General features: G+C 66.4%; 9 protein-coding genes and 1 pseudogene. 3 read left to right on the forward strand and 7 right to left on the reverse strand.

The genetic code is table 11. The annotated features are described in order from the left end of the window. Positions 1 to 24: 24 nt before the first annotated feature. Positions 25 to 1,401: an IS1380 family transposase gene (locus ACZ7L1_RS30930; protein WP_471441772.1), complete on the forward strand. Its 1,377-nt coding sequence runs from the start codon at positions 25 to 27 to the stop codon at positions 1,399 to 1,401. A 676-nt stretch (positions 1,402 to 2,077) separates the two neighbouring features. Here ACZ7L1_RS30930 and ACZ7L1_RS30935 read toward each other — a convergent pair. Then, a complete protein-coding gene (locus ACZ7L1_RS30935) occupies positions 2,078 to 5,176 on the reverse strand; it encodes a ricin-type beta-trefoil lectin domain protein (RefSeq protein ID WP_471441774.1) in 3,099 nt (1,032 codons plus the stop codon). 246 nt (positions 5,177 to 5,422) lie between these two features. Here ACZ7L1_RS30935 and ACZ7L1_RS30940 point away from each other — a divergent pair, with 246 nt between their 5' ends. Next, entirely contained in the window at positions 5,423 to 5,740 is a 318-nt protein-coding gene (locus tag ACZ7L1_RS30940; RefSeq protein WP_471441776.1) for an RHS repeat domain-containing protein, read from the forward strand. Here ACZ7L1_RS30940 and ACZ7L1_RS30945 read toward each other — a convergent pair. The 6 genes and pseudogenes from ACZ7L1_RS30945 to ACZ7L1_RS30970 all read right to left on the reverse strand — a co-directional run bounded on the left by ACZ7L1_RS30945 (position 5,697) and on the right by ACZ7L1_RS30970 (position 11,501). Next, on the reverse strand, positions 5,697 to 6,848 hold the full coding sequence (locus tag ACZ7L1_RS30945) for a ParB/RepB/Spo0J family partition protein (RefSeq protein WP_471441778.1): 1,152 nt from the start codon (positions 6,846 to 6,848) through the stop codon (positions 5,697 to 5,699). The genes ACZ7L1_RS30940 and ACZ7L1_RS30945 overlap by 44 nt on opposite strands. Further along, positions 6,845 to 8,110: a ParA family protein gene (locus tag ACZ7L1_RS30950; protein ID WP_263235338.1), complete on the reverse strand. Its 1,266-nt coding sequence runs from the start codon at positions 8,108 to 8,110 to the stop codon at positions 6,845 to 6,847. The genes ACZ7L1_RS30945 and ACZ7L1_RS30950 overlap by 4 nt, the downstream gene beginning before the upstream one ends. 937 nt (positions 8,111 to 9,047) lie before the next feature. After that, positions 9,048 to 9,515, reverse strand: a complete 468-nt coding sequence (locus tag ACZ7L1_RS30955) for a hypothetical protein (protein WP_471441781.1) — start codon at positions 9,513 to 9,515, stop codon at positions 9,048 to 9,050. Between the two features lie 575 nt (positions 9,516 to 10,090). Further along, positions 10,091 to 10,375: a hypothetical protein gene (locus ACZ7L1_RS30960; RefSeq protein ID WP_471441783.1), complete on the reverse strand. Its 285-nt coding sequence runs from the start codon at positions 10,373 to 10,375 to the stop codon at positions 10,091 to 10,093. Between the two features lie 358 nt (positions 10,376 to 10,733). Further along, a pseudogene (locus ACZ7L1_RS30965) lies at positions 10,734 to 10,886 on the reverse strand (dihydrofolate reductase family protein); the annotation flags it as partial. 66 nt (positions 10,887 to 10,952) lie between these two features. Next, entirely contained in the window at positions 10,953 to 11,501 is a 549-nt protein-coding gene (locus ACZ7L1_RS30970; RefSeq protein ID WP_471441785.1) for a GNAT family N-acetyltransferase, read from the reverse strand. 212 nt (positions 11,502 to 11,713) lie between these two features. Between ACZ7L1_RS30970 and ACZ7L1_RS30975 the strand changes: the two genes are divergently transcribed. Then, complete coding sequence (locus ACZ7L1_RS30975) at positions 11,714 to 12,259, forward strand: AAA family ATPase (protein WP_471441828.1); 546 nt, start codon at positions 11,714 to 11,716, stop codon at positions 12,257 to 12,259. Positions 12,260 to 12,913 lie beyond the last annotated feature (654 nt).

The following is a 12,913-nucleotide window of genomic DNA, read 5'->3' on the forward strand; positions in this document are numbered from 1 at the left end:
TGCAAGGAAAGAAGCACTCTCCAGGTGAAAAAGCGTAGCGGGTCGTACCCGCGTGTCAGTGTCGAGGGCGGCGGGCGAGGGGTGGTCTCGCAGGCCGGGTCGGTGCTGCTGGTCGAGACGGTCCGCAAGTCCGGCCTGGACACCGCGATATCGGCGGCACTGGCGCCGTGGCGCAAGCAGCGGGCCGTGCACGATCCGGGCAAGATCCTGCTGGACGTGGCCCTGGCCGTCGCACTCGGCGGGGACTGCCTGGCCGACGTTGGCATGCTGCGGGCCGAGCCGGACGTGTTCGGCCCGGTGGCCTCCGACCCCACGGTCTCCAGGCTGATCAGCACGCTGGCGTCGAGCGGACAGCAGGTCCTGGCCGCGCTGCGCACCGCCCGTGCTGAAGTACGCCAACGTGTATGGCGGTTGGCCGGTGAAGCAGCACCGGACGCGGACGGGCAGGTGATCGTGGACCTCGACGGCGTCCTCGTCCTGGCCCACTCCGAGAAGCAGGACGCCACCGCGACTTGGAAGAAGACGTTCGGCCACCACCCGCTGATGGGGTTCGTCGACCACGGCCGCGGCGGGACCGGTGAACCGGTCGTGGGCCTGCTGCGGCCTGGCAACGCGGGCTCCAACACCGCCGCCGACCACATCAAGGCCACCAGGTTGGCCCTGGCCCAGCTGCCGAAGCGGTTGCGGCGCGGCCAGCGGACGCTGATCCGTACCGACTCCGGCGGCGGCACTCACGAGTTCGTCGCCTGGCTCGCCCAGCGCGGCAGGTGGCTGTCGTACTCGGTCGGCATGACCATCACCGACTCGATCCACCAGGCCGTCCTGAAGGTCCCGGCCTCGGTGTGGACACCGGCCGTCGAGCCAGATGGCGACATCCGCGACGGCGCCTGGGTCGCCGAACTTGCCGGCGACTGCCTGACCGGCTGGCCCAAGGGGATGCGGCTGATCGTGCGCAAGGAACGGCCCCATCCCGGCGCCCAACTGCGCTTCACGGACGCCGACGGCATGCGATTGACCTGCTTCGCCACCAACACCGCGGACAAGGCGATCGCCGCCCTCGAACTACGACACCGCCAGCGGGCCCGCGCCGAGGACCGCATCCGCGCCGCCCGCGCCACCGGCCTGCGCAACCTCCCCCTCCACGACGTCGCACAGAACCAGATCTGGCTGGAGATCATCCAGATCGCCCTGGACCTGCTGGCCTGGATGCCCCTACTCGCGTTGACCGGCCAAGCCCGCCTGTGGGAGCCCCGCCGGCTGCGGCTTCGGCTGTTCTCCACCGCCGCCCAGCTCATCACCACCGGCCGCCGCCGCTACCTCCGCCTGGCCAAGCACTGGCCCTGGACCGACGTGATCACCGGTGCCCTGGACCGGCTCCACGCCCTCCCGAACCCCGGCTGACCAGCACTTTCCCGCCCCTGCGAGCAGCACCACCCCAACCGGAGCCGTGGAACCCGGCGCCCACCCGACGCGAGAGCCGGGCGCTCAGCCTGCCCAGACTGCGAAAACCCCAACCAAAACTCCCCGCAAAGGGACGTCAGCAAGCTGACGGACCCTCATGAACGATCGAGGCTAGCTTGTGCAGCACCCGTCCGCTGACGTTGCCGTCAGCTACTGCCGTCAGACACCCTCAGCACGCCACAGCGGCCCCACCGGGAAAAACTCCAGCGGGGCCGCTCTGCTTTCGTTTATAGCACCCAGAGATCAAACGCCGGAAGCGTGCAGAATCAATCCGTGCGACGAAAAGGACCGAATCGAGAAGGAGACATGGCATTGCCCTCGTCTTCGTGCCATTCGCAGTGCGTTGCTCTCACAAAGCCAGCAGCAGAGTTTAGCGAAAACCACTGACCCGGCATCCGCGAAAGATCTCTGAACCCGGACGGATTCCAATCGGAACGAATTTCAACTTCCAGTCGCTCGTATGCATTTTCTACATGCATAGCCTGCACATTCGAGAAGAGTACATCGACACGCCCAGGAAGCCCACCCCCGACGCTCCTGAAGAGCAGCCGCGAGTAACTCACGGAGTAGTGCCAAAGCTGAAATGACCTATCCCAAGACGCAAGCACGCTGGTCACTAGCGCCCCCCGAAAAACTCAGACTGGTCGAAGATATCGTCCGAGATATCCTGTCCATTTTCATAGAACCTCAATCGACTGCTATCCAAGTTCTCCACCCGGAACGCCCGTTCCAAGAACGCCATTTCTCGTTGCGTTGTGAACCAGCTGCCACCCTGGCCCTGGCGAACTGCATCATCCAGACGCTGTGCGGCGGTACCCTCACTCCCGTCACTCATCTCGAATCCGTCGAGCCTGACGTGAATAGTCGTCTCGGGATGCTCATTCGCCACGTCACGCACATTCCCCAACGCACCTTCGAGCGTGTCATTGAGGAAGTGGGTGTAGCCATGCTTGCTCGCAAACGACTCCAGTCCGCCTCCCTTCCTGAGACCCAATGCAACATTCGGTATGTCCTCATTGCAATTGTGGACCAAGATCGGGCTGCCGCCCGCCACGACATAGTACGTGTGGAGTTGCTGGACGGTGAGGTTCCAGCGGTTTGCCGTGCCCGGGGTGGGGTGGGTGGCGGCTACGTAGACATGGCCGTTGGTGGCGGTGTCGAGGGCGTGGCCGGGTTTGAGTTTGCCGGCGGGAGTCCAGGTGTGGGTGGTGTCGTCCCAGAACGGGTGGTTGGCGGTGGTGTGGAGGGTGGTGGTGTGACCGTTCTTGGTGCGGACGGTGAGGTCGAGGAGGTCGTGGTCGTGATTGATCCAGACGTGCTGGACGGTGCGGGCGCCCTTGTGTTTGCCCGTCGTGGGGTCTCCGGCTTCGACTTTGTCGCCGGTTTTGATTTTGCCGATGGGTTTGGTGGTGCCCTTGGCCATCAGGACGCGGGTGTCGGGGCTGAAGCTGCAGCGTTCACTGGCGCCGGAGGCTCTGGTGCCGGAGGTTCCGGTGGTTGGTTTGCTGGGGGCCGCGGCGCTTGCTGCGGTCGCCTCGCCGGTCGCGCCGGCGTCGTCCGCGGACCTTCCCTTGCTTGCTGCCTTCGCTGCGCTGCCGGCGCTGGTGGATGTGGCGGCTGAGCCGCTGCTCGGGATTTCCTCGCTGCTTGAGGCGGTGCCTCCGCTCGATTTCGCCGCTGGGGGCTCGCCGGCCACGGATGCGCCGGTGCTTCCCGTGGTGGTCGGTTCGTCGGCGACGGGGTCGGCCCCGGCTCCTGCGCAGCCCATCTCGATGCAGCTGGCGCCGCCCGCCAGGCCGGCCATCTCGCCCATGGCGGTGCCGGCCGCCATGATGCAGGCGGGTGCGACCACCACTGTTTCGGCGCAGGCTGCGACGGCCGCTACCACCGTGACTACGACCACCACCACCACCACGACGGTGACGACGTCGGTGACGACGCTGCCCAGGCAGCTCCAGAAGCCGTGGCAGCCGCCGTCGTCGCTGGAGCTGGTGGTGGTTGTGGTGGTCGTCGTGACGGTTGTCGTGGTCGTCGGTGGGTTGTCCGGGGTGGCGCTGGGGCCGCAGGTGCCCTGGCACTGGCAGGTGCAGACACCGTTGGAAGCAGTGCCTCCACCGCTGCCGCAGCTGCTGTCGCAGGGGTCGGAGGGGATCATCAGACCGGAGGGGTCCGAGGCGGTGCTGGGGTGGTCGGCGGCGTAGGTGTAGCCGCCCATCTGGTTCGGGTCTCCGGCCTCGAAGACCGGGTCCGGGCTGGTGAAACGGCCCTGTGTCGGGTCGTAGGTGCGGGCGCCGAGCAGGTCGAGTCCGCTGTTGGTGTCGGTGGGTTTGCCGACGAAGCCGTGGTTCTCGTCCGCGGCAACCCAACTCGACGGGGTGGCGCCGCGGGGCTTTCCGTAGGGGTCGAAGTAGCGGCGGGTGACGTTCAGGGTGCTGGCGTCGATCGCTGTCTCGGCGGTGCCCTGCCCGTTGGCGGCCTGGTAGATCAGGCTGCCGCTGCTCGACCGGGTGAGGGTGGTGCGGTCCGGGCCCGAGTAGTAGCGCAGCGCGGTCCAGGACTTGCTGGACACGGTCTGGGTGATCTGTTCGGCTCCGCCGAACAGATACAGAATCCGGGTCTGGGCCGCTCCGTTGAGGCTGGTGGTCTGCTCCAGCAGGTTGCCGCTCGCATCGTAGAGGTAGCTGCTGGACTGGGTGCCGGTGCTGCCGGCGTCGGTGACGGTGCTGGTGCGCCCCTCCGCGTCGTAGGTGAACGTCTGCGGGGAAGCGAGGCCCTGGGAGGCGCCCGGAGTGGTCCAGGTCTGGCCGCTGGGGCCGCAGGTCCAGATGATCAGCTGGGTGCCGTTGGTCGCGCTGGACCCGGGGTCGGCCAGACAGAGCGGACTCGTCGTGGGTGTACCGAGGTTGACCAGGGTGCCCGAGGGAGTGGGCTTCCAGGTCTGGGTGGGTTTGGTGTGGTCACAGGTGTCGATGACGACCTTGGTGCCGTTCGCGGTCGCGTCGGCGGCCGTGTCCAGGCATACGCCCTTGCCGGTCAGCTGCACGGTGCCGTCAGCGGCCAGGGTCCACTTCTGCGAGCTGGTGGAGTTGCAGGTGTAGACCTGGACCTTGTTCTCCGCCGTGGTCGACCCGGAGGCGTCGTCCACGCACAGTTTCCCGCCGGTGGACAGCGTGAAGTTGGTGACCAGCGGGCCGCTTGTCGTGCGGGCCGTGGTGTCGCCCGCGTTCGTGTTGCCATGGGCGGGGTCGGTGTAGTCCGGGGTGGTGCTGGTGGTGCCCAGGCCGGGCGTGTTGCTGGTGACGCTGGTGGCCTGGTTCGGGTGGGTGGCAGCGGTGGTGCCGTCGCTTCCCGGGTACGCGATGGTCTGTGTGGTGTCGTTGGCCGCGTTGCCGGTGGTGTCGTGGTTGACCATGCTGGTGCGGTCACCGAGCAGGTCGTAGGTGTACGACTGCCAGTACGGTGCCGGGCCGCCCACCGAGGTGGTCTTGATCGGCGCGGTGGTGCTGGTCTGCGGGCTGGTGTTGGTGCAGCCGCCGATGTCACCGACCGTCGGATCGGTGGTGCCGGAGTTGTCCAGGCCCGCCGTGTCCGTCCACGCCTGGGTCAACCGGTCGAACGAGTTGTAGCTGAAGCACTGGGTGTCGTGGGTGGTGTTGTCCTGCAGGTCGTCGATCGCGGTCAGCCTGCCGGCCTGGTTGTAGCGGTAGTTGACCACGTCGAGTGCCGGGGTCAGCGTCTGGAGACTGGCACTGGTCTGCGTCAGCGCCCCGGTGGTGTTGTCGTACTGGGCGGTGGTCGCGAACTGCGATTACTTCCGTATAGGGACCGCGTCGCACGGTGATAGGGCGCAGGCTACAACAGCGCCGGGACACCGTCGTGGTCCAGCGGCACGTACCAGAAGGCCAGTGAGGCGGACGCGACCACCAGTTACACCTACACCCCGGCCGGACAGGTCGAGTCGGTGAAGGACTCGGCCAAGAACGCCTGGACCTACCAGTACAACCTGCTCGGGCAGAAGACGCAGGAGACCGACCCCGACACGGGAACGTCGTCGTTCGGTCCGTATGACCTGCTGGGGAACCTGGAGCAGACCACCGACGCGCGCGGCCAGACGCTGTCCTACCAGTACGACTGGGACAGCCGCAGCCAGACAGTGCCTAACCTGGACCTCCCTGTGTGGCTCGACCCCACCCCCGCGCAGGTAGGCCGCGGGTGGGGTCGAACTGCCGGAGGTGTCAACTTGCCCTGCTGGCGGCCTGATCAGAAACCTGGCGGATGACTTCTTCGAGGGCCTCAGGGTCACGCTCCAGGGCCAGCTTGGCGAGCAGCTCAAGCAGTTCGAAGAAAGCTGCATCCTCCATCTTCCGTGCGAGATGCATCGCAATGAATGTTGGATTGTCGTACGGCAGCTTCGGCGCCTGCCTCTGTTCTTCGTTCGGCTCGCCTTCGTCTGCTCCGTCGTCGCTGTCTCGCGGTTCCGGCACCGTTTGGGCAGCCCTGCCGTGGCCGTCCGGCTCACCTGCTGGAGCGCCGGTGACGGCCAGACCCTTATCTGAAGCGCCTGCGATTACGGCGTAATCACCGCTGTTGCTGTCGGTCTCCTGGGAGGGCGGAGCCGTGGTCGTGAGCGGAGCGGCCTTCTGGGTCGGTGGTTGAACCTTGTCTGCCTGCTTCTCCGCTTCTTTGCGGGCTCGCTCTGTCTTCAGCTCTTCCAGGGCGGCTTCTTGCTCTTCATGTGGCCTGTTGCCGACTGCGCGCAGGAGGTCGATGGGCTCCTCACCGATGCGGGCCTGGAGTTCGGGTGTGAGGTTGAGCAGGGCGAGTCGTTGCGACACCCAGCCTTGGGAGCGGTGGAGCCGCTTGGCCAGCGCCCTTTGGCTGCCGTAGATGGCCAGGAGGCGTTGGAGCGCACGGGCCTCGTCGAGCTCTTCAAGGTCTTGGCGGTGGATGTTGGCTACGAGAGCGGATTCGAGTAGTTCCTCGGAGGTGGATCCCTGGTCGTCGCTGACCATCACCTTGACGGTGGTGAGGCCGGCTTCGCGTGCCGCGGCGAGTCGGCTGCTGCCGTCGATGACCACGTGTGTGGTGTCCGGCTCGAGGTCGGCTTCGCGTTCGGGGTTGGCCTTGATGTAGGCGTCGCGGTTCATGACCGTGATCGCCTGCTTTTGGCCGTGGGTCTTGAGGCTGCCCGCGAGGTCGGTCAGGTCGCCGAGGCTGGAGCGTGGGTTGTCCGGGTTGAGGCTGATGCGTTCGGTCGGCAGCTCTGTCGGCGGGGCGACGCCTTCGGTGGGGACGCCGGTGGCGGCGGCGACGGCCTGGCGGCGGGCGCTGACGGTGCGCACTCCCCCGCCGAAGCGGCCGGCGCCCAGCTGGTCGGCCTTGCTCACAGCACCTCCCGGGCGAGTGCGCGCATGCCGATCGCCTGCTGTGATTTGGGCGCGTAGGACAGCAGGGGCTTCTTCACTCGGACGGCTTCCTTCTGTTCCTTGAGGTCTCCGATGAGTCCGACGACCCGTGGATCCTTTATGTCGACCCAGCCCTGCAGGGAGGACGTTGCGATGTAACCGCGGCGGGAGTCGTAGAGGTTGACGACGATGCCGAGGTAGTCGATGTCGACCTGGAGGTCGCCGCGCAGGTCGTCGATCTGCGTGGTGAGCAGTTCGTAGGCGTCTGCGGAGCTGTCTTCGGCTTGGACGACGATCAGGGCGCCGGACTGTCCGGGCTTTTCACCGTCGCGGCGTCGGCCGTAGTAGGCGGCGGCGTCCATGCTGAGTCCGAGGCTGGGCGGGCAGTCGACGATGATTACGTCGTAATCAGCTTCGAGTGGCGCGAGTGCCCTTTCGAGGGCGGCTTCCCGGGCGCGTACTGCGGAGAGGCGTACGTCGAGTAGGAAGGCGTCGTTGCAGGCGGGGAGGAGGTGGAGGCGGCCTTCGAAGGTGTCGTCGTCGATGGAGACGATGAGGTCGCGGAGGTCGCCTTTGGGGTCGCCCGCCATGTGGTTGGTGAGGCTGTCGCCGTTCATCGGCAGGGGTGTGGCGCCGAGTTGGTTGGTGAGGTGGCACTGGGGGTCGAAGTCGACGAGGAGCACGTGCAGACCTGGGCCGGGCAGGTTCTCGATATCGAGCGGGTTGTCTTCCGGCTCTGCTTCGTCTGCATGGGTTTCGCTGTCCCGTAGGGCCTTGGCGAGGGCTTTGGCGACGCGTACGGGGTGGAGGTTGTTGGAGTCTTCGGCGAGTGCTTCGCCGAGGCCGGCGGTGATGGCGGTTTTGCCGACGCCGCCCTTCTGGTTGCAGACGATGATGCGTCGGGTGATCTCGGGGTGTTGAACGTCCGGGGCGGGGTTGGCGTCGAGCCACAGCTGGATGGACTGGGCAAGGCCCTGGATGAGGGAGACGCGTCGGTCGGCGGTGATCTGCCGGAACTCTTCCCACTGGCCGGGCGGCAGGAAGGTGGAGAAGGAGTCGGCGCCGGCGGTGTCGATGGTTGCTGTGGCGGAGGCCAGGCTGCACCAGTCTCTGATGCCTTGTTCCACCGCAGCTTGGATTTCGATGCCGTGCTGGGCGGCTCTGATTTTGAGGTTCTGCCGGAGCCATCCCGGCAGTTTGGAGACGACCTTCTCGCGGTCGCTGGAGGTGGCTGGCGAACTCATGGAGGACACCATACTAACGTTCGTGATCGTTTGGAGCATCGACACGTTAGCTACGGGTACTTCTTGTCGTGCCAGTCACCACTCCCCTGCCAGAGATGATTACGCCGTAATCACCCGGCGCGAGTGTGCCGGCCAACGGGCAGTCGTTGGCGTGTCACCAGACCGTCACCTCCAGCCCACGTCTTACGGCGTAATCACCGCCGCGCACGGACCCGTTCGGCTCGCTCATCACTATCCTCCCGGCAGCCCGTTGACGACGTCTCTGCCACAAGCAGTTGAGCCGCATCCGACGAAGAGACGCACATGGAGGCGGGTGCCACCTCCACCTACCACTCCCTCGTCTGCGCGCCAGAGCACGTCGCGCCACCCATGCCTAGCCTCGGAGTGATCCCCGCCAGGCGTGCGCCATGAGGCTGCAGGCCAACACAGAGGGTGAGACAGCCTAAGCAGCCAACGAGGTGAGCAACCATTCATAGATGGATAGGTCCCTTGGATCGCGCCGCGCCTGACAGGCCCCGACTCCGAGGCGACCAAGGCCCTGGTCGCCGAGTGCGAGGCCAAGGCCGGCCACTGGCGAAAAGCGGCGGCGGGCAACGAGCGCCGCCGACCGCGCCGCGGATGACACGTGGCAGGCCATCCGGGACTGTCTCCACCGGGAGATGTGCCGCAACCCGAGCGCGTGGCCGCCCACTGGCCACCCAGCGTCGAAGACAAGCTCGCCGCGATGCGGCCCGCCTTCTCACCGTTGCCCGACGCATCAAACGACCACTACGCCGACCCCCCAGCCGACTTCGTGACCAGGAAGCCGAGTTCCGGCCGTACGCTGCCACCTTCCGGGCAGACGCAGGGGGACTGCGTGCAGAGAAGGACGTGCGGGCGCGGCTGTTGATGTGTGCCGCCGAAGTTCGAACAGAGGGGGCGATCGTCGGGCACCAACTCATCCAGGCCGGGCAGCCGCTTCTCTCTCTTGCTTCTCTTGCCAATACAGCACGAGGAAGAGTGCGAGGAGGAGATCGTCGGGCAGCGATTCATCCTCGCCGGTCAGGTGCACTCGATTAGGACGGCTCCCAAGTCGGTCGTAATGGATCTCGAGAGGGCCGATGGCGCGTACTCGGCCACCGAGGTGGTCGTATCTCAGTTCATGAGGACCGATGCGCAGCAGGCGGGAGGCAAGCTTGCTGTGTGCGCAGCTCCACTGGCCGACGGTGCGAGGCAGGCCGGCCCATCGGCTGTAGGTGATCTCTGCAGCGCCCACGGCATATAGACGCGTGCCGAGTTGGTCGTATTCGAGCGTCCACGAGCCGAGGGTGCGGGGTCGGCTGCCCATCTGGTCGTAGGTGATCGTCGCACCGCCGATTCCGCGCAAACGGGTTCCGACCATGTCATAGGTCAACTCGATGTCCATGCGTCGCCTCACCTCCGGAAAGGGACGCCTCGCTGGCCGGGGCTGGTGGTGCGGGGCGTACCCGGCGAGTACGCCCGGACCGCCTCCACGGCTATACCTGTGCGCAGCTCAAGGGGCAAGGTGCGGGTCTCACGAGAGCGTCGCGGACGACGGCAAGCCCGGCCCGTTTCGCCCTGTCCTCGCCTGGGGTGAGGACGGGTCCGCCTGGTCCTCGGTAGGGTCGGCATGATCCGTACCTGGTCAGCAGCTTCTACGTGAAGGACCGATCCAGCTTTGCACTTTGCCCGAACTCCCGCATGATCGCTCGCTCGGCGTGGGGGTCCGGACTTTGTGGACCGTTCTACGCGCGGCCACGCGAAACGACCGCCATCTGCTTCGTACGCGCCTTGACGCGCCTGGAAGGACGGGCGTCGCAGCCGTGCGTCGGCATTGCATCGGTGATCCACGACGCGTGGGGTTGTGAGGCGGTAGTCGCTTGAGGCAGGTGGACGATCTTGTCGCGCGCACACGGCAGGCAGGCGGCCCGCTCGGGCTCGCCCCAGCGGGCGGTAATCCGATGCCGAAACGCGGCTGCCTCACAGCAGTGCGGCAGCTTGGCGAAACGTCCCCTGACCGGCAGGGCTAATCAGTTCCTCTGGCGGCGCGCTCACCAGCCGCGCGTGCTCGGCGAATACGGCCCTGCGCCGTTCATGCTCAGGATGATCGCTGTCGCTTCCGAACCACAGGACCGCGGACTCGTCGTCGGCATCGACCGGCTCGGAGAATGCAGCGGCCAGGAGGAGAAGGCCAAGTAGCTCAGACCGCACCGGAACCAGCGGGTCGCCCACGAGGCGAAGCAGGAACGGCAGGACGGCCGGCATTGCTGCATTCATAGGGCCCGAATGTCGAAGGTGGTGGGGAGCCCAGCCGAGTGCACCCTCGCCCGGTGGGGGCTCTGATGGGCCGTGTCCGAAATTCTGGGCAGCACGGATGGCCCGGGGTTCGCGGGAGGCCTCCGTCCCGCCCAGTGATTACGGCGTAATCACCCAGGGCCCGGCAGGCTGTCCGCCTCAAGTGATTACGGCGTAATCGCTCGGGTCTTGAGGCATCTGGAGGAGCTGATGCGAGCAGACCACAGTTGAGGTGACCACTGCGAACACTCCGGCCACCACCGGTGCGGCATCCGTTGGGGTGGGCGCCCCTCACAGTCGCGAGCCTGAACTCGAGGGGGTCCTCGCGTCACCTTCGCCAGAGCAGTTGGTGCGTCACGCCGCTCGGGCTGGGCACGACCTCCGGGTGGAACTGGTCGAGCGGCTCATCAGGGGACTCCCAAAGGCGTAGTCCGGACCCGAGCTTTACCGGCGAGGCCGCCACATGCATGGTGCCGACGAGTAAGAGCGCTAGCCGCATTGCACGTCGCGGGCTTCTTCATTTGGTTCCCGCGGTTCGCAGGAAGGCTCAAGCGGTCGGCGCGATGGAGGACCACACCCCGAACCACTGCTCGGCGCCGTACTCCTCGAACCGCTCCACCTCCGTGAACCCCAGCTTCGCCGCGAGGCGCATCGAGCGGTCGTTGGCGATCTGGGTACAGAGCACCACGGGCTCGCCGGGAAGCACGTCGACGAACCAGTCGAGTACCGCTGCGCACGCCTCGCCGGCGTATCCGCGTCCCCACGCCTCCGGGAGGAACATGTAGCCGAGTTCGGCCTCCTCGGCATCCGGACGGACGTGACCTGGACGCTCTGCGTCGCGCCGATCGAGCGTGATCATGCCGATCATCTCTCCGTCGAGATCGATCACGAAAAAGCCAGGGCGTCGGCCGGGCACCGCAGGCGCCGTGCGCTCGAGCTCATCACGCGGTCGAGGGCCACCGATGTAGGTGCCCACCTCTGCCGAGGCGAACAGCTCGATGAACGCGGGACGGTCCCGGGCCTCGGACTCTCGGAGCACGAGCCGCTCGGTCCTGATCGGAGCAGGTGGCCAGGCGACGGGTCCAAGCTCAGTCATGGCGGGCAACCTATCGCACGCCTGTGAGAGTGATCCGAAAGAGAAGGTGGCTTCGGCAGCGTGAGTTGGCGCCGCTGGCCAGTGGGTTTCGGCCCCACTCGGCGATCGTTCGGGCATGATCTGTCGGTGTGTTTTGGCGCCACCTCGCGTCGGGGTGTGTGGTTTAGGGGACGGCGTGGCCGGTGGGGTTATCCATCTACGGGGAGATGTCTGTGATCGTCTGGGTGAACGGTGCGTTCGGCAGCGGGAAGAGCACGCTGGTGGATGAACTACGTCCGCGCTGGCCCGAGGCACTGGTCTATGACCCTGAGATGGTCGGCTATGTGCTGCGGGAGATCGTGGAGGTCCCGACCGGCGATTTTCAGGACCTGCGGCTGTGGAGGCGGCAGGTCGCCGACCTGGCCGTGGGACTCGTCGAGGAGTATCAGCGGCCCGTCCTGGTGCCCATGACGCTGGTCAACCCCGGCTATGTCCAGGAGATCTTCGGTGCGCTGAAGGACGCGGGGATCGCTACTCACCACTTCTTCCTCAAGGTCTCCGAGGATGTGCTGGTGAAGCGGATCGACGGGCGGAGCTTCACGCCTGACGATCCCCGCCAGGATGAGCGGGTGCGCAGGTGGTGCAAGTCCAAGATCGAGTCGTGCATGGCTGCAGTGGACACGCTGCCCAGTGGCACCGTGTTCCTGGACGGCGAGCTGAGCCCGCGGGAGTTGGCCGACGACGTGCTGGCGCGCGTCGGCGCGGTCCCGGGCCGGTAATCCGGGTTCTCGTGCGTGCGGTCAGCCGCCGCCCTACCGGTCGTTGGTGTAGGCGAGGCGATAGGAGTCGGTACCGGTCGCGACGATTCAGGGCTTTTTGACATATCCAAGAGCAACGAGTCCGATGCTGACGACGAGTAGCGGGGGAGAACGAAAGTCCCAGCTCGCCAGCATGAGCAGGGCTCCAGCTCCCCAGAGTCTGGGTCGCCGTACTCGTTGCTGAAGCCGACGGCCGGGCATACGGCCCAGAAGCAGGGCATGCGCCCCGATGACGGCCCAGATGATGGCCATGGTGACAAGCACCAGAGCAAGGATCCCGAACGTCAGCATGCCCATCCCCCTGGTCGGCCCGCGCCTCGGCCACGCGGCTATCCAACCCGACCGGCCTGGAGCCTTCAGGATCAGGGTGTGCTTGTGTACCTGTTCCCTGTTCTGCGTCAGGCCTTGGTGCCGCGAGGGCACGCTCCGGCACCGTGCCGATTCCGCGATTGACCTACCGATACGGACTTTCGATCACCGGTGACTGGCTGCGAGACCGGCGCGGCTCGGTGCGCTGACAGAGCGGCTCGATTGAGTGAGACAGGACATCCGGGGCCGGCTTCGCGGGCACAGAGGGCTCCGTGGCGCCGAAGTGATTACGGCGTAATCACCCAA

The sequence above is a fragment of the Streptomyces sp. NPDC107546 genome, assembly GCF_055639175.1.

Excerpts from the sequence above, each read along its gene's own strand:
- ACZ7L1_RS30970 (WP_471441785.1), bottom strand. The coding sequence starts at position 11,501 with ATGACTGAGCTTGGACCCGTCGCCTGGCCACCTGCTCCGATCAGGACC.
- ACZ7L1_RS30955 (WP_471441781.1), bottom strand. The coding sequence starts at position 9,515 with ATGGACATCGAGTTGACCTATGACATGGTCGGAACCCGTTTGCGCGGA.
- ACZ7L1_RS30960 (WP_471441783.1), bottom strand. The coding sequence starts at position 10,375 with ATGCCGGCCGTCCTGCCGTTCCTGCTTCGCCTCGTGGGCGACCCGCTG.
- ACZ7L1_RS30950 (WP_263235338.1), bottom strand. The coding sequence starts at position 8,110 with ATGAGTTCGCCAGCCACCTCCAGCGACCGCGAGAAGGTCGTCTCCAAA.